Below are 19,849 nucleotides of genomic sequence, written 5' to 3' on the forward strand. Positions count from 1 at the left end.
TTACTTAAGGGTAAGTACTTGTATAAAAGTAAGTACAAATATAACTTTGTCTCAACAAATAAAAAATAAAAACAACATGAAAATCATCGTAACAGGCTCATTGGGTAATATCAGCAAACCCTTAACCATCAACTTAATCAATGCAGGCCACAACGTAACCGTAATAAGCAGCAGCGCAGACAAAGCTGCAGAAATAGAAGCCCTTGGCGGCACGGCAGCCATCGGTTCAGTTAGCGACATTGCTTTCCTCACCAAAACATTCACCGGTGCCGACGCACTGTACGCCATGATACCGAACGACCTATCGTCGGACAACTTTCGCAAGCAAATCGGCGGCGTGGGCCTTAAATATGCAGAAGCCATTAAAGCCAGCGGCATTAAAAAGGTGGTACTATTAAGCAGTCTGGGCGCGCATATTGATGGCGGTACCGGGCCAATCTCGGGCATACACGATGTAGAGCAGGCATTCAACAAACTGGATGGCGTAGACATCCGCATCCTTCGCCCGACTTTCTTTTACTACAACTTCTTCCACAATATCGAACTGATCAAACATGCCGGTATCATCGGCGCCAACTACCCGGGCAACAAGCCACATGCTATGGTGCACCCAAACGACATTGCCGAAATTGCCGCATACGAGTTGCAGCAAGCCTTTACAGGTAACACGGTACGCTATATTGCCAGCGACGAGCGCACCCTTGATGAAGTTGCCTCCGTTTTAGGCAAAGCCATAGGCAAGCCGGATTTGAAATGGGTAGAATTTACCGACGAGCAATCCTTACAAGGCATGCTGCAGGCAGGCTTGCCGCAGGAGTTTGCCCGCAGCTATACCGAAATGGGTACAGCCGTTAGGGATGGCATCCTGTGGGATGATTACCTGCAACACAAACCCGAGTTCAGCAAAACCAAGCTGGAAGATTTTGCAGTGGAGTTTGCGGCAGCTTACGCGAAATAAAGACGCGAAATATTGCGTCTCTACCGACTATTCAATTTTATGCGGACAGGCCCTTTGATATTACTTGTATCAAAGGGCCTTCCTTTTTGGGTGATGGTTACCACAAAGGCTTGCGTAACTTAATAGCAGCATCAATAATCTTTTAAATATGGAGTAAGGTTTCTTATCGAAAAGAAATTTCTTAGCATCCCATATTTTTCATTACAAAAATCATAATCTCTTATTTTTTCAGAACTTTTTTCGCTTCCCGAGCAAGTGAAACAGTATTCGATCCATTCTTTAATCTTGCCATCTTCGCCGATAAATAATATGGCGTTTCTAGGCTCATAGCACCCGGTAGGTTCGTTAATAAGTTCTGAGCTAGTTTTTCTAACCGGTGTATAGCCGTAATTGTAAAGTATATCTGTTAACGAATCCACTTCTGCTTCATTTAAAATTACAGACCGGTGCACTCTGAGTCTGTTTATTTTCCAGCTGCCGTCGACAAGTTTTGTATAGAGTGGCTTTGCTACAGCATTTGCTTTTGCGGTATCGCTTTCATCAATCAGATGGTCTATCGGTGCCATACAATTTATGAGTTCTATTTTTGCAGCCAGGCTAAAAGGATAAAAAACTTTACGTTGCGCCGCAGTATATTTTGCGCTGTAAAAGCATTCGAAATGTTTGCGATAAATAGAATCTTCGACAGCCTCGTTGTACACAACTTTTTTTCGATGTTTTTTATGCTGGGCTGAAGCCATAGCTGGTATCACCAACAACACAACCAACACTTTCAATAGTATTTTCATCTTCATAACGGTTTAATCATCTATCTTCTCCGTTCCATACTTGAGACCTTGTTTCAAGAAATACGTCCTCAGCATATCATACTTCTGCTCGCAATAGTCAATTGGTTTTGTTTTAGGTGAGCTGTAATTGTATTTTTCACACGCAAAACAAAACTCAATATATTGCATCACCTTACCCTCTGCATCCAGGAAAAGGATAGCGTTCCTGGGTTCATAACACTTAGCCCCCGGCGTTGCGTAACGAGGCACATTTTTAACAGGGGTAAAACCTACATTGTATAAAATATCTGTTAGGGAATCGATACCAGCCGCCGAAAGGTCTTTTAACTCAACAACGCGGCGATAGTTAACCTTAAAATTATTGATACCCATAGGAATGAAGTTTTCCATTACTGTATCCTCCGGAGGCACGGGCGGCCGATCTTGGCCATCCAACACAATATCATTGTTAGGTCTTAGCGATTCGTAAGATATCAGCCTGATGCTGGCCGCTGGTCCGAATGGGAAAAACGCCCTGCGCCGCCCGGCTGTGTATCGATGCAGGTTGGTGCAAGTCTCGTGCTTGTCAATTAGCGCTTGCTGGGCTTTAGTTGGGTTATCAATATAAGGTTCGCGATGGTGCTTCTTTTGCCCAAAGGCCAGGCAGCTAAACAGCAGTAATGGGATGATAAATAAGGTTGAACGCATAAGGTTTGATAATCAGCACCAATATAAAACAAAAAAGCCAAAAGCCGCTCTCCGCAACTTTTGGCTTTATATTTTATGGAAGACGCAAAATATTGCGTCTCTACGTTCTCTTACAACATCCCGCCATCAACAGGTATTACCTGCCCGGTGATATATGCTGCCATATCTGATGCCAGGAATACGCAAGCATTGGCCACGTCTTCTACTTCGCCTGCACGTTTCAGGGGGATGGCTGCTGCCCAGCCTTCTACTACTTTAGGATCCAGCACGTCGGTCATTTCGGTGCGGATAAAGCCCGGGGCAACCACGTTAGTGCGGATATTACGTGAACCTAATTCTTTGGCTATGGATTTTGAGAAACCGATGATACCTGCCTTGGATGCTGCATAGTTGGCCTGACCGGCATTGCCCTGCACGCCTACTACCGAACTCATGTTGATGAACACCCCTTTGCGGGCCTTCATCATAATTTTTGATGCCGCTTTGGTTACGTTGAAGATGGATTTCAGGTTTACGTCCAACACTTCGTCCCAGGCCTCTTCGGTCATGCGCATCAGCAGGCCGTCTTTGGTAATACCGGCGTTGTTCACCACAATATCTAACTTGCCAAAATCGGCCACGATGTCGTTTATCAGTTTTTCGGCTTCGTCGAATTTTGAGGCATCGCTACGGTAACCTTTTACCTGCGTGCCGAAGCTTTGCAGCTCGGCTTCCAGTGCCTGGCCTTTTTCTACCGAAGAAAGGTAGGTGAATGCTACGTTAGCGCCGTGCTCGGCAAATTTCTCGGCTATTTTACGGCCTATACCTTTTGATGCACCGGTTATCAGCGCGGTTTTTCCTTCTAACAATTTCATAATTCAGTATGAGTTTATGGATGGCGAAAGTACGGAATTTTCGGAAAGTTTTCAGTTCGCAGTTGGCGGTTCACAGTTCGCAAATCTGTAAAGGTAAGCACTATGAACACTTTGCACGGCTAACTAACCGCTAACTCACTCCGCGTCTCTCACCCAGGGTTCTTCTCCCGTGAAATGAATTTTGCTATTTGCCTCATCCACTTCAAAATCCCATCGGATGGTATCCTTCGCATCATTGTGCACATCAGAACAGGTATAATGAAAGTGGATGACGAATTTACATTTGAGGTACCCTGTCCGGCTTTCTGTATTGAACCCGCTATCGCTTACCTCAAACGCCTTTACCTCCGGCGAGCCGCCATCTTTATTGTGGTAAGCTACCAGTCCTTCGCACATCATCCAATAGTTTCGGTTGCCTCTTTCACCAAAAAGCGCGCTCAAAAAATCCGTCGCCGCTATTTCCTCACTTATCAAACGGTGCAATAACTCGTCCTCAACGGGTAATGAAAACTTCTCCCCCATTTTTAGTACCCCAGGTATTTTTTTGGTATCGGGTTGATTTTGCTCTCCTCGTCGAAATACCAGGCAATAATCCAGAAGCGTTTGCCGTCGTTATACATTTCTATACTGTTGATGCCACGCTCTATTACCGGGCCATCGGGCGTGTTTCGGCTTTCGTAGGTGCTCCAAACATGGTAGATGTTACCGAATTGCTCTACCTTACGGCCAATCTCCTTTTCCACGAAACCTTCGCTGGTAAGAAATTCGTCGCTACGTTTGTGGAATTCTTTCAACGTCATATAATCAAACACTTTGCTGCCATCTTTTTTGGTACGCACCATGCCACAACGCGGATCGGGGATGTGGAGGCTGCTGTCGCGTTGGTAGATTGGCTTTTCGCCCTTCTTTACGGTCACCACATCGTAATACGCTTTCATAATGCCATCCAGCGTGCTTACGTTATCGCCGTATTTGGTTAATACTTGTGCATTGAGTTTATTGAGTGTACCAAGCGTGAGCAGGGCAATCATAAGGAGGGACAATCTTTTCATTTTGTAATTGGTTTGATGCGGTTACGAGATAAAGGTATTAAAATCATGGTAAAAAGCAGGCAGTTCTACCGGACGAATATCAAGGTTCGATAACTCTTTGAGAACTATCGAATCTCCCGATATTGGCCGCAATAAATTATCTTTGGTGGGCTTTAAGACAATAATAGCGATGAAAAACATAACGGCAACCATTATTTCAATAGTGTTTCTATCATATGCGTTTAGCTGTAAAGGCCAAACCACGAGCACGGTTTTCCCGGTAGAAAAATTTGCTGTCTTGGAAGGCAAATTAGCGGATGGCAGGCCTGCGGTTGGTTCTTTTAACAGTGGCTATAAGGATTTCGATAAAAAAAAGGCATACACATGGTGTTTAACCATTAACATTGGCCTCGATTTGAAACATGTTACAAAAAACGGTTTACCCCTTCAATCAGAATCAGATATCTGCAATAAATTCGAGGATGAGTTGATGAGCCACATCCGGAGGCTTGCTACCGCCCATTATATTGGGCACCTATATAATGATTCCTTTTTAGACATATACGTGTACCTCGACGAACCTGAAAAGGTATATCAGTATTTGAAAAAAGAGGTTGATGAAAAAGGCCGCGCTCGTGATTTTGCATTTGAGATTAAACAGGACCCCGATTGGGATATCATTAAGCCTTTTTTAAAGTAGGTAGTACGGCCTGGTATTTAAACCGATGGCTTATTGCAGGCAGAAAACGATCGCCCCATAGGTCCACCGCTTATCCTATGGCAATAAACGCTCACTCGCTTCCCGTCATTGCCTATTAGTTTACCTAATATCTATATTTACCCCAGTTCTTTACTTTATTTCAAACTTGAGGTTTCCGGGTAACACCGGGATTAATAAGGAACCGTGTGTAAATCACGGGCTGTCGCGCAACTGTAAGTAACGCAATAGTTATTGCCATTATCGTCCATTGTACCACCAAAACGGTATGAGAAGGGCGGCAATAACGTTACAAGCCAGGATACTTGCCCCATGTTTTAAGACAATGCTTTCGCGTTATGAAGCAGTAGTCAGAGATAAGACAGATATAGCGGGCTTTGCCCTGCCTTGCTGTTTCGTCTTTTATTACCACTCCCCACGAAAGCATACCGAAAACCGTAAGGAGCATTAACTCATCATTAATGTTTAACCAAAAAAGTTTTATGCGTATGCTCAAAAACAACCTCGGGTACCCTCGCGTAGGGGCCCACCGCGAACTTAAAAAGGCCAGTGAACAATACTGGGCCGACACCATCAGTCGCGATGACCTGTTTGCCACAGCCAAAGCCATCCGCCGGCAAAATTGGCAACTACAGCAGGATGCCGGTATCGACCTCATCCCCTGTAACGATTTCAGTCTGTACGATTTGGTGCTGGATACCTCGTTGATGCTGGGCGCTATCCCGCAGCGTTACAATCCTGTGCTCACCCAAAATTCAAAAAACAGCGAAATCGACCTGTATTTTGCCATGGCACGCGGTTACCAAAAAGACGGGCTGGACATTACCGCCATGGAAATGACCAAGTGGTTTGACACAAACTACCATTACATCGTGCCCGAATTCACCGCCAATCAGCAATTCCGTATTTTTTCTGAAAAGGTTTTCGAAGAATTTAACCTGGCTAAACAGGCGCTGGGTACTGTGCCAAAACCGGTATTGATAGGCCCGGTGAGTTATCTTTTATTGGGGAAGGAAAAGGAACCGGGGTTCGATAAGGTCAGCCTGATTAAAAAGCTGGTGCCGGTTTATATCGATATCCTTAAAAAACTGCAAAACCAGGGTGCCGTGTGGGTGCAGTTGGATGAGCCTTTCCTTACTATGGACCTGTCCCGGGAAGAAAAGGACGCCTTTATTTATGCCTACGCGGAAATAAAAAAGCATTGCCCAAACATCAAGACCCTGCTTACTACCTATTTCGATAGCCTTCACAAAAACACCTTCCTGGCGGTTAGCCTGCCCGTTTGCGCCCTGCATCTCGACCTGGTGCGTGCACCCGGGCAATTAGACGAGGTATTGAACCTAATTCCCAAACAACTTACCCTCTCCCTGGGCGTGGTTGACGGACGTAACATCTGGAAGAACGATTACATCCGTTCGGTTGGCCACATCAAAACAGCTGTTGCCGCCATTGGTGCCGACCGTGTAATGATTGCGCCAAGCTGCTCACTGCTCCACACCCCTGCCGACCTCGACCTGGAAACCGCCATTAACCCGGAAATAAAGAATTGGATGGCCTTTGCCAAACAAAAGCTAAACGAGGTAAAGGAACTGGCAGAAATTATGGAAGGCAATACGCCGCTGCTGGTAGAGAACATGAAGGCTCTATCTGCCCGCAGCCTTTCAAAACTGATCCATAAGCAATCCATTAAAGAGCGTGCAGCAGCTATTACGGATGCCGATGCTAACCGCGCAAGTGAGTTTAAGAGCCGCCAAAAGATTCAGCAGGACAAGTTTAAACTACCGTTGTTTCCTACCACAACTATAGGCTCGTTCCCGCAAACGGATGACATCCGCCAGTTAAGGGCCAAATTGAAAAAGGGCGCTTTATCGCAGGAGGAATATAATGCCGAAATTGAGCAGGCTACTTTAGGGGCCATCCGCTGGCAGGAAGACATTGGTATTGATGTACTGGTACACGGCGAGTTTGAACGTAACGATATGGTGGAGTACTTTGGCGAACAGCTCGACGGATTCCTGTTCACCAAAAACGGCTGGGTGCAAAGCTATGGCAGCCGCTGCGTAAAGCCACCCGTAATTTATGGCGACGTAAGTCGCCCGGAGGATATGACTGTGCGCTGGACCAGCTTTGCGCAGGCCAATACTAAAAAACTGATGAAAGGTATGCTCACCGGTCCGGTGACGATTTTACAATGGTCGTTCGTTAGAGATGATCAGCCGCGTTCGGAAACGACCAACCAGATAGCACTGGCCATTCGCGATGAAGTTGTTGCACTGGAGGCGGCAGGCATTAAAGTGATACAGATAGATGAGCCCGCCATACGCGAGGGCCTGCCCTTACGTAAAGCAGATTGGGATGGCTACCTGGATTGGGCAGTGAAAGCCTTCCGGATTTCGGCAAGCGGCGTGCGCGACGAAACGCAGATACACACCCACATGTGCTATAGCGAGTTTAACGATATCATCAGGCATATTGCGCTGATGGATGCAGATGTAATCACTATTGAAACCTCGCGCTCGCAAATGGAACTGCTGGAAGCCTTTGCCGATTTTGAATACCCTGCCGAAATTGGCCCCGGCGTGTATGATATCCACTCGCCGCGTGTGCCCACGGTTGATGAAATGGCAAGCCTGCTAGAGAAAGCGGCGGCATTGCTACCGGTAGGCAATATTTGGGTAAACCCAGATTGCGGCCTCAAAACCCGTAAATGGCCCGAAACACAAGCCGCCCTAAGCAATATGGTCGAAGCTGCAAAAGCCGCGAGGGAAATCTTCAGCAAACAAACCGTTAATTAACCCCCTACCCGCCCGGCGCAAAACCGGGCGGTTTTATATTTATCGCATGACCGTACAAGAAAGAACCCAAGCCGCCGAAACACGCATTTTTAAAGCCGTTTTCCCCAACACCACCAACCATTACGATACCCTGTTTGGCGGCACCGCCATGGCGCTGATGGATGAGGTTGCTTTTATAACCGCCACCCGCTTTACCCGCAAAACCATGGTAACCGTGTCATCCGACAGGATCGATTTTAACCAACCTATCCCGGCGGGTACCATCATCGAGTTAGTGGGCACGGTATCGCACATTGGCAATACCAGCTTAAAAGTATTGGTAGAAATTTATGTAGAGGAGATGTACAGCTTTAATCGCCAAAGAGCCATCACAGGCACGTTTACCTTTGTAGCGATTGATAAACATAAGAAACCTGTGAAGGTGTTAGAGGGTTGACGTTTTACAAATCCTCCTGGTATTCCTTCTGCAAATCAAGCAAACAATTTGCGCAAAGGCAGCCATCATACAGCTCGCTTACGTACTGTACTTCGTTTATGCTGAGTTGCACAGTGCTGCATTGGCATTTGGTGTACGCGTTTGCCTTGCATTCAAATGCCGCTTCGCAGCGTTCGCAATGTAATATTTCGTGTTTGGTGGAAATCATTTCATTAAAGTCCGGGAGATTTGTTTGACCCGAAATTCGGGATTATCCCGGCTTTCTTTATCACACAAACGTAAAAGGCCCCGATACTTTGCAGTATCGGGGCCTTTATTATCCTAAGGCAATTATGCCGTTGTTGTTTAAAAGCTGTAAGTAAGGAATACGTTGCCTGCTACCGAATTGAAGCCTTTGGTAGTGCTGCCGCCCGAGCGCGAGTTATAGCTGCCGCCCACTACGCCCAGGCTGTAACGCCCCTCCAGCGCTATGCCTATGCTTTTGCTCAGCATAAAGTTGAATCCAACTTTGGGGGCTATGTAAGTAGTTTGCCCGTTAGATACCTCTTCACTACTCGAAAAATTGGCATCGTCTACCGTTACCTTGTAACTTACCAATACAAAACCGCCGTTTACGCCGCCATAAAAGTTGATGTCGCCCGCCGATAATTCATATGCAATGCCCAGGTACGCTCCTATGCCTTTGTATTTGCTAAAAGTTGCGCCGTAGTAATTGGTGCCATCGTAGCTTATCAACTCGGTATCTGCCAGGGGTTTGTAGCTGCGGTAATCTATAGTGCCCGAGTAAAGCAGGTGGTCCATCCTGCGCATTACGCTAAACCCAAAAGTTGGTGAGCCTTTGTAGCTATCTTTTAAATCGCCCATCGGCGATTCATAACCGCCGTTGAAGGCTATCAGCCAGCCATCCTGCCGCACAACGCCGCCGCTGCTTCGGTTGCTGCCGCTCATTACATCGCCGTCGGCATTAATGCCGGGTGTTTGCGCATCGGCCCTGGAAAAAATAAACAGGGATAAAACCAGGGAAAAGATAGCTACGCAACGTTTTGTGCGCGGTTTGTTTTGGCAGGCCATTTGCGTGATTAGGTTGTATAATACTTATTGCCTAATTAACGCAATTATTTTGATTTTGAAGAAAAATAATTCAAAAGTTTAACCGCGAGGGGTCTTCAAAGTCCAATATCAATCCCTAAAGGGAGTTTAATACAAAAGGCCCCGGATGGGGCCTTTTGTAAAATTGTATTAAGCGTTGTTATCTTTAACCGGCACAGGTATGGGTTTGCCGGCATCTTGGTTTTGCGCCTCTTTAAAGTCTTTCATGCCTTTGCCCAGGCCACGCATTAACTCGGGTATTTTTTTACCGCCGAACAATAGCAAAATGGCAACTAATATTAAAATGATTTCCGGTGCTCCTAATCCCATGGTGTTGTTTTTATTGGTAAATGTACGTGTATATACGCAAATATACGGTGATACGATTTTAATAACGGCATTTTTTAATTAAAGGTTGCTGAAAACATCGCAAATAAACGTGATACTTAGGCGTTCCGGGGGATATATTCATTAAGTGTATAAATTACAATTATGATTTTCACTACATTGCTGCCGGAAAAACCTCATTATCCTTATCCGCATCAAAACGCCAATTATAATAATGATGAAAAAAAAACTAAGCCCTTATTTACTACGGGTATTACTGTTTGCGGCAGGCATTATTGCCGGCTTTCAAACCCGGGCGCAAACCCAGTTGCATGCGTTCAAACTGCAGCAAGTCACATTGCTGCCGGGCGTTTTTAAGGATGCGCAGCTGACAGACAAGCGCTACATACTATCCTTAGACCCTGACCGCCTGCTTGCCCCCTACCTCACCGAAGCGGGCCTCAAACCCAAAAAGAAAAGTTACGGCAACTGGGAAAATACCGGCTTGGATGGCCACATCGGCGGGCATTATTTATCGGCATTGTCCTTAATGTACGCGTCTACCAGCGATAAAGAACTTGACCATCGGCTGGATTATATGCTTAGCGAGCTAAAGCGCGCCCAAGACAAAATAGGCAGTGGCTACCTCGGTGGCACCCCGGGCGGGACACAGATGTGGAAAGATATCGGCCAGGGGAAAATAGAAGCGGATACCTTTGCCCTCAACAAAAAATGGGTGCCGCTTTATAACCTGCACAAACTTTTTGCAGGCCTCAGGGATGCCTTTACCATTGCAGACAAAGCACAGGCAAAATACATACTAATCAAGTTGACAGATTACATAGATGGTGTATCGCGCAAACTAAGCGACGAGCAAATCCAAACCATGCTGATATCTGAACAGGGTGGCTTGAACGAAGTATTTGCAGATGTAGCCGCCATAACTAAACAGGATAAGTACCTCACATTGGCCCGCCGCTTCTCTCACAAAGAAATTTTGGACCCTTTGATACAGGGACAGGATAAGCTGAATGGACTGCATGCCAATATGCAGATACCTAAGGCTGTAGGTTTCCAGCGCATCGCCGAAGTTGGGGGCGATTCAGATTACGGTAAGGCGGCGGCTTACTTTTGGGAAACCGTTACGCATAACCGCTCGGTAGTTATCGGTGGCAACAGTGTAAACGAACATTTTAACCCCTTACACGATTTTAGCCTGATGATAAATGGCGTTGCCGGGCCAGAAACCTGCAACTCGTACAATATGCTGAAGCTTACCAAACACCTATTCGAGAAGGAGGCCAACGTAAAGTATATGGATTTTTATGAGCGCGCCCTCTATAACCATATCCTAAGCAGCCAGCACCCAACCCGCGGCGGCTTTGTTTATTATACCTCTATGCGGCCAAGGCATTACCGCGTGTATTCGCGGCCGCAACAAAGCATGTGGTGCTGCGTGGGCTCGGGTATGGAAAACCATGGCAAGTATGGCGAGCTAATCTACAGCTATAGCCAGCGGGATGTATTCGTGAACCTGTTTATCCCATCGCGCCTTAATTGGGCTGCGCGTGGGCTTGTACTATCCCAACATACCCAATTCCCCGATGCCGAAACTACCCATCTGACAATAGAAGCCGCAAAACCGGGTACCTTCGGCATCCATATTCGTTACCCGGCTTGGGTAGAAGCAGGTAAGCTGGAAGTTAAAATAAATGGAGCCAAAGTTGCCTTTGATGCCCAACCCGGCACCTATGTAAAGCTTACCCGAGCATGGAAAAAGGGCGATAAGATTGATGTGCGCCTGCCGATGCGGATTACCACCGAGGAATTGCCCGATAGCTCGCATTACGTAGCATTTTTGCACGGGCCAATAGTACTGGCCGCCAAAACCGACACGACAGATAAAGTGGACTTTATTGGCGATACCGAGCAATTCGGCGGTTACCGCGCCAAGGGGAAGGTGTATCCTTTAGATAGTGCGCCGGTAGTCACCGGCAACGCGGCAGCTATGCCTAAGTACTTCGCCTCGGTATCCGGCAAGCCACAAACATATACCGCAAAAGGTTTAATAAGTCCCGCGCAGTATAAGAATTTACAGCTGATACCCTTTTATAAACTACATGATTCAAGGTATGTGATTTATTGGCAGAAGAAATAAGCTATCTGAAGCACGCAGCTTTAAGTCGACGGAAGCCGATGGGTTTTTCATACCGATTATAAAACTGTCCGAAAAAAAGCAAGCATAAAATGGTTGAACGTACCGGACTTAGCAACCCCAAAGCCATAGAAGTGCTGCCGCACGATTGGAATATTTACGAAATAACCAGTCGCCCCGGAGATTATGTTACCATCAGCCTGCCGGCTAATATTAGGATTGGGTACCGGTTTTAAAAAATATCCCGAGAGGCGATGTCCTCGCAACTGAGCTTTGGGCGTTGCGGTGAGAGATCACGATAAGCGGAGTTGCCCACCTCGAAATATGGTGCGCTGATTAAACCTGGTTGGTTAAAACACCAGCCAAAGGCCAAACGGTGTCCTAAGGGCCGTTTTTTGTTATATTTGTTAACCAGATTACTAAACATCAACCCTTATCAACATGAAAAAAATAAAATCAATAGCCATCGCTATCGTTCTTGCTGTGTTAAACTCGTCATGCAGCCATGAAACTGGAGTGCAGTTAGCCTATAGCGGTACCGTTACATTTAACCAGGACAGTACGGCAATAAAACGGTTATCTCAAAACGGATTTATTAGTTACACCCATGATGACGAAAAAATTGTAATTGAAAACGACACTAAGGGTGGGGTATCCTATAGTTTTAACGGAAACGATAAGCAGGACCAACTCGACGATAGTCAAAAGCTTCTTTTAAAGGCTGCCATAGCTGGAGTAGTTAAAAGTGAGCGCGATAAAATTAATGAAAAGCACTAATGATTTCCGTGTATTGATTCATGAGCAATTAGCCCGTGGTCGCTGTTATTGGCGTACCACTTAGACCTGCCAAAAAGTTGGCAATAATGCTGAAGAGACCCAGTCGTGCGCCGCTTCCTATCCACTAACTCATTGTGAGGAACGAAGCAATCTCCCGATTAACAGGACGAATTTGCAAGGCTGCTATGAGAGAAATGGTACAATAGAGCCCCGATAGCATTCGCTAACGGGGCTCTATTGTTTTTAGCGGCGGGGACACCCCACCTGGAGGAATTTGTTATTCCTTATGCTTTCTTAGCCGCAGGCTTTTTGGCTTTAGCTTTAGGCGCTTCGGTAGGCGTTTCCGCTACTGCTTCTACCACCGCAACTTCTTCCTCTTCTACAGGCGCTTCTTCGGCAACAGGTGCGGTTGGCAATGCTTCGCTGAACAAAGGCATATCTTTCAATATCAGGAACCAGCTGATGATTTTCTTCATGTCGCTGCCATACACCTTCTCCTCATCGTGGTCGGGTGCAACTTCGCGGAAGTACTTGCGCATTACCTTAGCATCATCCTTAAGGGATGGCAGGCCTGCGGCAGTTTTCATACGCTCGAATACGTCGACCAATTTAATGTCCTCTTCCAGCCCGAAGATGGTTATCTCATTCAATGCGGCAAGCTTAGCAGTGCTAAGGTTAACGATCAGCTTGGTTTTTTGCGCATCAAGGCTTTCTAAAACGTAACCGGTTTTGTTTTGCGCAAGCGCTTTCCATAATCCCGGCTTGCCCGATACGGCAACAATTCCCTGTAAATTCATTTTTTAGTTTATTGGTTGATTAGGTTGATTAAGTGAGTGGTTTCCGAGTTCAAGCTCTCTCCATGCACCTAATCAACCGTTCACTATTTTGCCGATTTATAAGTGAACGGTTTGCAGGTAACTACTCTCCACTCACTTAATCAACTAGTCTCTATTCTTCAATTACTTCTACGCCTAAAATCTTATCGCCCTGGCGTATATCGTCAACCACGTCAACATTTTCAACCACTTTACCAAATACGGTGTGGTTACGGTCTAAATGCGCGGTGTTTGCACGGCTGTGGCAGATGAAAAACTGTGAGCTGCCGGTGTTGCGGCCTGCGTGTGCCATAGAAAGGACACCACGATCGTGGTATTGGTTCTCGCCGGTTAGCTCGCAATCTATTTTGTAACCAGCGCCACCTGCACCGGTACCTGTTGGGTCGCCACCCTGAACCATAAAGTTAGGGATAACGCGGTGGAACTTAACGTTATCGTAAAAACCGGATTTAGCCAGCTTCAGAAAGTTAGCTACGGTGTTAGGTGCATCCTTGTCGAAAAATTCAACAGTCATGTCGCCTTTTTCGGTTTTGATTATTGCTTTGCTCATCTTATTTTTAAATAGGGTGCAAAGTTAGTAAAAAAGAAGAAAGGAAAAAGAGGGTGAACAATACTCCTATTCTGTAAACGATAACACTAATGTTTTGGCCCCAGGTTTGTAAGTGAACGTTCCCGTTCGGTTAAAATTAAATGCTTTAGTATCGGTAAATTCTTTCGCCGGGTTTTTAATAAATGCTGCAGCACAGTTCAATAACCATTCGTATCCTGCTTTATCGCCCATTACCAGCGCAAAAAACTCCATCTTTAAGAAAGCTTTTACCCCCGCTTCCTTGTTCATTGTAAAAGGGTATGTCCATTTTGCCAATACCAAATAATTTTCTTCCCCAACCAATTGTAACGATGTATTATCTGCCGCAATGCCAATGTAATTAGGTTTCCCATTAATATCGGCTTCGCGCTTAAATACCATGGTACTGTCCGACTCAGATATGCGTCTAATCAAATCGGAGCGATTGATTTCCAATCCCGGCATTGCTGGAGGCGGGTCACCTTGTTGTCCTTTTGCGTTAAGCAAAAAGCCAGTTACAGACAAAATCAACAAGGGGGTTCTAAGGAGTTTAGGATTTAATTGCATTGACTTGGAATTTTCTCTAATATAATGATATCCACAATTTGTTTTGAGCGCTACCCCTGGCTGCGCGCTTACTCGCACAGGGCCTCAGTCACGGGCCGGCATTCGCTGCTAACACTAAACGCAGTTTTGTGACTAAATTATGGCTTTTTTTATCACCCCGGCTATTTATAATAGTCGCTCTTCTTTATCAGGTATTCGCAGTGTAGCAGCTTTGTGCCGTAATGGTCGAAATCAACCTCGTTTACTTTAACTGCACCCAGTTTACCGGTGGCTTTTTGCGAGCGGATATTGGTAGCCGCGATATGGAACAGTACATTTTCAACAGTTTTGAATACATGCTCCATCAATAGATTTTTCATGGCCGAGTTGTAAGCTCCGCCCCAATACTTACGGGCCAGGAAGGTGTAGCCGATAGCCACGCTTGATTCAGCAGGCCGGTAATCGTACAATCGCGTGCAACCGATAAGCTCGCCGGTTACTTTATCTATAACCAGGAAAGCGCTCTGCGAAGCCTCGGCATCATTAAAGTAAAGCCGGAAAACTTCCTTTCTATAGCGGTCCTTAACCGGGTGCAGTTCCCATATTAGCGGGTCGGAGGCTACTTCGTACAGCCTTTCGAAATCCCGCTCGTGCAATAACTGTAATGCTACCAGCTCGTTCTCTAATTTGGTTGATTCGAGTTCAAAGATTTCCATTATACCAGCTTATATGATACCATGCAAAGCCCCACCTTTGGCACCCATTTTATCCACCAGCTTTTCAACCTCGGGGTCTTTTATCAATTCCGGTGCGTGGTGCGGTTTAATGCGGGCATCTATCATCAGCGGGCCGTGGCAGCCCCAGTGTTTGTTTTCGGTAAAGCTGTTGATACCGTAAATATCGTGCGATGGGTTGCTGCGGGTAAACGTAACCCATACAAAATTGTTGATGGTTTGCGCAACAAAAGCAGCATCGTCGCATAGCACCATCAGCGGCAAGCCGGATAAATCCATTTCACCAAGGTGCTCCTGCATAAATTCCAGCATCAGGGGCATATCGCTGGCGCGGATATTTTTGGGTACTTCTACGGCCAGCACGCCGGGCATCACCATTTTATGGTTTACAAATGGGCGGGGCAGACTGAACGATGCCGGCATCTCGCTCCAAAGTTCGCGTTTTATGTCCCCGGCTACCGTAACAGCCACTTTGCTGCCGCTGTTGAGGCCCTCGCCGCTGTAATCCAATGTATCGATGGAGGTTTTGGTTTGGAAGTGCAGATCGCGGCTAAGGTCTATCCGTTGGAGGATGTGCTTCAGGAAACCGCCAATATCGTTCACATCCAGATTGGGGTCGTCTTCTTTGGCGGCGATGAACAGGTATTTGGCCAGGCTCAATTGCCCTTTGCCCAAAATATGGTTGGCTATGGTAATGATTTCCTGCGGATGGCGCTCTTTTACATATGGGGTATAACGCTCGCTGCCTATGGCAAAAAGCAAGGGGTGAACACCGGCAGCGTCAACCGCATTTACGGCATGCAGGCCGGGTATTTCCTTAGGGATGGCGCTACCCGTTATCTCGTGTATCAGCGCGCCGAAGCTGGTATCTTCCTGCGGTGGCCTGCCTACTACCGTGAAGCTCCACACCGCATCCTTACGATGGTAAACGTTATGCACCTTTAACAGCGGAAATGGGTGAACGAGGCTATAGTAACCCAGATGGTCGCCAAAGGGGCCCTCGGGTTTATTTTCCATGGGCATAACGGTACCGGTAATTACAAAGTCGGCATCGGCAGATATGCAGAAACCATCGGCATCGTAAAAATAACGGAAGCGGCGATTACCCAAAGCACCGGCAAAGGTCATCTCTGATAAACCCTCGGGCAGGGGCATTACAGCCGCAACAGGGTGCGCAGGTGGCCCGCCCACGAATATACTTACTTTAAGCGGCTGTCCTTTGGCGTTGGCCTTGGTTTGGTGTACGCCTATGCCGCGGTGCAACTGGTAATGGAGGCCTATTTCTTTATCGGGGATGTAATCGTTGCCGCCGAATTGTATGCGGTACATGCCCAGGTTGGCATTCATGATGCCCGGCATATCCACATCCTCGGTATAAACCTGCGGCATGGTTACAAAGGGGCCACCATCTTTCGGCCAGTTCACTATTTGGGGCAGCTCGCCAATGGTGGTGCGCCCAAAATTGATTGGAGCGCCTTTGCCGACTTTCATTGGCAGGGCGGATAGGGCGGTTAACGCAGTGTTAGCGTATTTAAACGGATGTTTGATGGCTTTTATCGGGTCGTTCTTGATATCGACCAGCGTTTTTATCTTATCGAGCGTCTCCCTGAAGATGAATCTCGACCTATCCAGCGTGCCGAAAAGGTTTGATACCGCCGGAAATTTGCTGCCTTTCACATTCTCGAACAGGATGGCCGGTCCCTCGTGCTCGAACACGCGGAGGTGTATCGCGGCCATTTGCAGGTATGGGTCAACCTCTTCTTTTATGCGGATGAGGTGCTTGTTCTTTTCAAGATCGGTAATGCAGTCCTGTAAACTTTTATATGCCATCAGGCTTCAAAGATACAGAATAATGGATTTTAGGCTCATGCTAAAGTAATGAACCGGAAGATTATATGGGGTGCCACATAATATTGTAACTAAATTGCATCTTCGCATTCATATTTAAATACTGCAAATACATCTTATGCAATACCGCCACATTAAATACCTGTTAACCGCGCTTGTTTTAATCACATCCTCATTTGGTGCAGAATCGCATCCTGCACCTAACAAACAACTGAACGAAGCACGGTTTATTACAATCAACGGGATAGAACAATGGGTAACCATTAAAGGCGATATATCCAAACCTGCGATATTATTTGTGCATGGCGGGCCGGGGAGCCCCTTAAGCCCATATGCTGATGCTATTTACAAAGGCTGGGAGAAAGATTTTGTGCTGGTACAATGGGACCAGCGCGGTGCCGGCAAAACTTTTGGCCGCGCCGCCCCGCCGGAGTTAAGCCCGGATTACCTGGCATCGCACCCATTATCGGTAGATCAGATAACCAATGACGGCGTTAGTTTGGTAGAATACCTTTTAAAGTATCTGGGCAAGCCCAAAGTCACACTTTTCGGATCCTCCTGGGGCTCGGTTATAGCTGTGGAGATGGCTGTAAAACGCCCGGACCTTTTCACTGCCTATATAGGGCATTCGCAGGTGGTAGACCCCGCCGCTAACTTCATGAAAGCCTACCAAAAAGTAGCTGAACTATCAAAAGCGGCTAACGATCAGCAATCTCTGGATGTACTGTCCGCCATCGGCGCGCCGCCTTATGAAAAGGCCCAAAATGCAGGTAAACTGTTTCGTATCATTAAAAAGTACGAGCGTTTGGCATCTACGCCAGCGCCCGAAGCCTGGTGGAAAATTGCTGCTGAGTACGATAATAAGGAAGACAACCAACACCGGGAGGACGGCGACGATTATTCTTTTCTGAATTTTGTAGGCGATACGAAAATGAGCGTAAAACCTATGGCGGCAACCATTGATTTGGCTAAGGACCATTATGTGTTTAAGATACCTGTTTACCTCATACAAGGCGAAGTGGATATTTTAACTTCGCTACCAATTTCCAAAGCATATTTCGATAAAATAGAGGCACCCAACAAGCAGTTTATTGTAATAAAAAACGCAGCGCATGGTTTTAATGAATTGGTTGTAAAAGAGCAGCTTAGGCTATTTAAAATGGTTAATCAGCAAAAAAGATAAGTAAACAGGTAGGGTTACTTCTTTTAGTCATTGTAAAAACTTATATTACTTTTACAACGTAAACCATTATCTGCCCTATGTCGGTAATTTTATTTACGCTGATTATTCTTGTTGGGGCCTACTTTGCAGGGCTTTTAGGTTCGCTTACGGGGCTTGGCGGCGGGGTAGTTATTATCCCCTTGCTTACCCTTTTGCTGGGCGTAGATATCCATTATGCTATCGGCGCATCGCTGGTTTCGGTTATTGCTACCTCCAGCGGTTCGGCGGCGGCTTATGTTAAAGAGGGCATTACCAATATTCGCCTGGGCATGTTTTTGGAGATAGCTACAACCTGCGGCGCGTTGGCCGGGGCTATGCTGGCCATCTATATTCCTACGCAGTATATTGCTGTTTTGTTTGGGGTGATCCTAATCTTCTCGGCTATGATGTCGTTGCGCAAAAAGGCCGAAGCGATAGTATTGCAACCCAGCCCGCTTGCTCAAAAACTAAAACTCAGCGGCACTTACCCCGATGGCGATGGTAACCAGATCCCTTATGGCGTTACGCAGGTAGGCGGTGGTTTTTTCATGATGCTGTTTGCCGGGGTGATATCGGGCTTGCTGGGTATCGGCTCGGGCGCGTTGAAGGTTATTGCTATGGATACCATCATGAAGATACCGTTCAAGGTATCAACCACTACCAGCAATTTTATGATAGGCGTTACCGCTGCTGCCAGTGCCGTAGTTTACCTGCAACGGGGGTATATAGAACCCGGCATATCTATGCCGGTGGTGATAGGCGTTTTGCTTGGCGCGCTCACGGGGTCTAAAATACTGGTGCATACCAAATCTTCGGGATGGCTGCGCTGGGTGTTTGCCATTGTGGTTACGTTTTTGGCGGGCCAGATGATTTATAACGGCATTACCGGCAAAATATAGAGGTACTAAGGAGTGGTCCGTATTATTTCTGCAACAATAAGGCGGGTAGCGCGTTGAACAGGTATAATATTTTCCTATGAATTTATTGTTGCTGCTCGCTTTCATGCTGCCCTCCCAAGCCAAACCTTATGTAACCCTGCACAAGCCAGCAATGGCAGATACTGCCAAAATAGATACCTCGCGCTATGCCGTGCTGCTTTTTAATCCCAGCCGCGACGGCTTTATCTTCAACCAGTATTTTAAACCCACAACGGTTTCTGCCGAAGAAATCAAAATGATAGAGAAAATTATCTCCGTAACCGTTGTCGAGCGCAATAAGCAATCCAAAAGCGGCATCGACAATCCGCGCAAATATTACAAGCAAATTATAGCAGCCATCAATGCCAGCGGCCAGAAAGAGGTATGGGTAAACTGCTTTTGTACCGCTTACGAAAAACGGCACTGGCGCAAAGGCGTAGTGATGATACTGGATGGCGGCCCCTGCTTTTTCAATGTCAAAATAAACCTGGATACCAATACGGTGATGAGCTTTGCGGTGAATGGAAGCTCGTAGTGGCCAGCCCCCTTTTTTAATTCCGTCATTGCGAGGAACGAATTGATGG

General features: G+C 46.5%; 24 protein-coding genes and 1 riboswitch. Of the genes, 10 read left to right on the plus strand and 14 right to left on the minus strand.

All coding sequences use genetic code 11. The annotated features are described in order from the left end of the window. Positions 1-76 precede the first annotated feature (76 nt). Positions 77-958 (plus strand): NmrA family NAD(P)-binding protein, encoded by an 882-nt coding sequence (locus AC1DYT_RS12120; RefSeq protein ID WP_477469866.1) that lies wholly within the window; start codon positions 77-79, stop codon positions 956-958. A 20-nt stretch (positions 959-978) separates the two neighbouring features. Here the strand turns inward: AC1DYT_RS12120 and AC1DYT_RS12125 are convergent, their stop codons facing one another. The 6 genes from AC1DYT_RS12125 to AC1DYT_RS12150 all read right to left on the minus strand — a co-directional run bounded on the left by AC1DYT_RS12125 (position 979) and on the right by AC1DYT_RS12150 (position 4,339). After that, positions 979-1,062 carry a DUF3253 domain-containing protein gene (locus AC1DYT_RS12125; protein WP_477469916.1) on the minus strand — a complete coding sequence of 28 codons (84 nt, stop codon included), beginning with the start codon at positions 1,060-1,062 and terminating at the stop codon, positions 979-981. A gap of 27 nt (positions 1,063-1,089) precedes the next feature. Beyond that, positions 1,090-1,752 carry a hypothetical protein gene (locus AC1DYT_RS12130; protein ID WP_477469867.1) on the minus strand — a complete coding sequence of 221 codons (663 nt, stop codon included), beginning with the start codon at positions 1,750-1,752 and terminating at the stop codon, positions 1,090-1,092. A gap of 6 nt (positions 1,753-1,758) precedes the next feature. Further along, on the minus strand, positions 1,759-2,433 hold the full coding sequence (locus AC1DYT_RS12135; RefSeq protein WP_477469868.1) for a hypothetical protein: 675 nt from the start codon (positions 2,431-2,433) through the stop codon (positions 1,759-1,761). A 110-nt stretch (positions 2,434-2,543) separates the two neighbouring features. Further along, positions 2,544-3,287 (minus strand): 3-oxoacyl-[acyl-carrier-protein] reductase, encoded by a 744-nt coding sequence (fabG, locus tag AC1DYT_RS12140; protein ID WP_477469869.1) that lies wholly within the window; start codon positions 3,285-3,287, stop codon positions 2,544-2,546. Positions 3,288-3,422: 135 nt separating this feature from the next. Beyond that, on the minus strand, positions 3,423-3,809 hold the full coding sequence (locus AC1DYT_RS12145; protein WP_477469870.1) for a hypothetical protein: 387 nt from the start codon (positions 3,807-3,809) through the stop codon (positions 3,423-3,425). A gap of 2 nt (positions 3,810-3,811) precedes the next feature. Next, the gene (locus AC1DYT_RS12150; RefSeq protein ID WP_477469871.1) at positions 3,812-4,339 is read right to left on the minus strand and encodes a hypothetical protein; all 528 of its coding nucleotides are present in this window, start codon (positions 4,337-4,339) and stop codon (positions 3,812-3,814) included. Between the two features lie 169 nt (positions 4,340-4,508). Between AC1DYT_RS12150 and AC1DYT_RS12155 the strand changes: the two genes are divergently transcribed. From AC1DYT_RS12155 to AC1DYT_RS12165, 3 genes are all read left to right on the plus strand, one after another. Beyond that, the gene (locus tag AC1DYT_RS12155) at positions 4,509-5,018 is read left to right on the plus strand and encodes a DUF695 domain-containing protein (RefSeq protein WP_477469872.1); all 510 of its coding nucleotides are present in this window, start codon (positions 4,509-4,511) and stop codon (positions 5,016-5,018) included. Positions 5,019-5,170: 152 nt separating this feature from the next. Further along, positions 5,171-5,363: riboswitch (cobalamin riboswitch) on the plus strand. Between the two features lie 161 nt (positions 5,364-5,524). Next, positions 5,525-7,831 carry a 5-methyltetrahydropteroyltriglutamate--homocysteine S-methyltransferase gene (gene metE, locus AC1DYT_RS12160; protein ID WP_477469917.1) on the plus strand — a complete coding sequence of 769 codons (2,307 nt, stop codon included), beginning with the start codon at positions 5,525-5,527 and terminating at the stop codon, positions 7,829-7,831. A 46-nt stretch (positions 7,832-7,877) separates the two neighbouring features. Next, positions 7,878-8,267, plus strand: a complete 390-nt coding sequence (locus tag AC1DYT_RS12165; RefSeq protein WP_477461692.1) for an acyl-CoA thioesterase — start codon at positions 7,878-7,880, stop codon at positions 8,265-8,267. A 4-nt stretch (positions 8,268-8,271) separates the two neighbouring features. On the opposite strand, the gene AC1DYT_RS12170 is transcribed toward AC1DYT_RS12165, so the two are convergent. The 3 genes from AC1DYT_RS12170 to tatA all read right to left on the minus strand — a co-directional run bounded on the left by AC1DYT_RS12170 (position 8,272) and on the right by tatA (position 9,686). Further along, positions 8,272-8,475 carry a cysteine-rich CWC family protein gene (locus tag AC1DYT_RS12170; protein WP_477469873.1) on the minus strand — a complete coding sequence of 68 codons (204 nt, stop codon included), beginning with the start codon at positions 8,473-8,475 and terminating at the stop codon, positions 8,272-8,274. 137 nt (positions 8,476-8,612) lie between these two features. Further along, entirely contained in the window at positions 8,613-9,338 is a 726-nt protein-coding gene (locus AC1DYT_RS12175; RefSeq protein ID WP_477469874.1) for a hypothetical protein, read from the minus strand. Positions 9,339-9,506: 168 nt separating this feature from the next. Continuing rightward, entirely contained in the window at positions 9,507-9,686 is a 180-nt protein-coding gene (tatA, locus tag AC1DYT_RS12180) for a twin-arginine translocase TatA/TatE family subunit (protein WP_477461689.1), read from the minus strand. Positions 9,687-9,918: 232 nt separating this feature from the next. On the opposite strand from tatA, the gene AC1DYT_RS12185 reads away from it, so the two are divergent. From AC1DYT_RS12185 to AC1DYT_RS12195, 3 genes are all read left to right on the plus strand, one after another. After that, the gene (locus AC1DYT_RS12185) at positions 9,919-11,841 is read left to right on the plus strand and encodes a glycoside hydrolase family 127 protein (RefSeq protein ID WP_477469875.1); all 1,923 of its coding nucleotides are present in this window, start codon (positions 9,919-9,921) and stop codon (positions 11,839-11,841) included. Between the two features lie 89 nt (positions 11,842-11,930). Continuing rightward, a complete protein-coding gene (locus AC1DYT_RS12190) occupies positions 11,931-12,074 on the plus strand; it encodes a hypothetical protein (RefSeq protein ID WP_477469876.1) in 144 nt (47 codons plus the stop codon). Positions 12,075-12,279: 205 nt separating this feature from the next. Beyond that, a complete protein-coding gene (locus AC1DYT_RS12195) occupies positions 12,280-12,615 on the plus strand; it encodes a hypothetical protein (RefSeq protein ID WP_477469877.1) in 336 nt (111 codons plus the stop codon). 284 nt (positions 12,616-12,899) lie between these two features. On the opposite strand, the gene AC1DYT_RS12200 is transcribed toward AC1DYT_RS12195, so the two are convergent. From AC1DYT_RS12200 to AC1DYT_RS12220, 5 genes are all read right to left on the minus strand, one after another. Further along, positions 12,900-13,412, minus strand: coding sequence for a DUF5606 family protein (locus AC1DYT_RS12200; protein ID WP_477469878.1), 513 nt, complete (start codon positions 13,410-13,412; stop codon positions 12,900-12,902). A gap of 151 nt (positions 13,413-13,563) precedes the next feature. Next, entirely contained in the window at positions 13,564-14,001 is a 438-nt protein-coding gene (locus tag AC1DYT_RS12205; protein ID WP_477469879.1) for a peptidylprolyl isomerase, read from the minus strand. Between the two features lie 66 nt (positions 14,002-14,067). Beyond that, positions 14,068-14,586: a hypothetical protein gene (locus tag AC1DYT_RS12210; RefSeq protein ID WP_477469880.1), complete on the minus strand. Its 519-nt coding sequence runs from the start codon at positions 14,584-14,586 to the stop codon at positions 14,068-14,070. Between the two features lie 161 nt (positions 14,587-14,747). Beyond that, positions 14,748-15,281 carry a GNAT family N-acetyltransferase gene (locus AC1DYT_RS12215; protein WP_477469881.1) on the minus strand — a complete coding sequence of 178 codons (534 nt, stop codon included), beginning with the start codon at positions 15,279-15,281 and terminating at the stop codon, positions 14,748-14,750. Between the two features lie 9 nt (positions 15,282-15,290). Next, positions 15,291-17,129 (minus strand): UbiD family decarboxylase, encoded by a 1,839-nt coding sequence (locus tag AC1DYT_RS12220; protein WP_477469882.1) that lies wholly within the window; start codon positions 17,127-17,129, stop codon positions 15,291-15,293. 136 nt (positions 17,130-17,265) lie between these two features. Between AC1DYT_RS12220 and AC1DYT_RS12225 the strand changes: the two genes are divergently transcribed. The 3 genes from AC1DYT_RS12225 (at position 17,266) to AC1DYT_RS12235 (ending at position 19,800) form a co-directional block, all read left to right on the plus strand. Next, a complete protein-coding gene (locus tag AC1DYT_RS12225) occupies positions 17,266-18,330 on the plus strand; it encodes an alpha/beta fold hydrolase (RefSeq protein WP_477469883.1) in 1,065 nt (354 codons plus the stop codon). Between the two features lie 77 nt (positions 18,331-18,407). Next, on the plus strand, positions 18,408-19,247 hold the full coding sequence (locus AC1DYT_RS12230; RefSeq protein WP_477469884.1) for a sulfite exporter TauE/SafE family protein: 840 nt from the start codon (positions 18,408-18,410) through the stop codon (positions 19,245-19,247). Between the two features lie 76 nt (positions 19,248-19,323). After that, entirely contained in the window at positions 19,324-19,800 is a 477-nt protein-coding gene (locus tag AC1DYT_RS12235) for a hypothetical protein (RefSeq protein WP_477469885.1), read from the plus strand. Positions 19,801-19,849 lie beyond the last annotated feature (49 nt).

This window comes from Mucilaginibacter sp. P1_D10 (assembly GCF_056406215.1).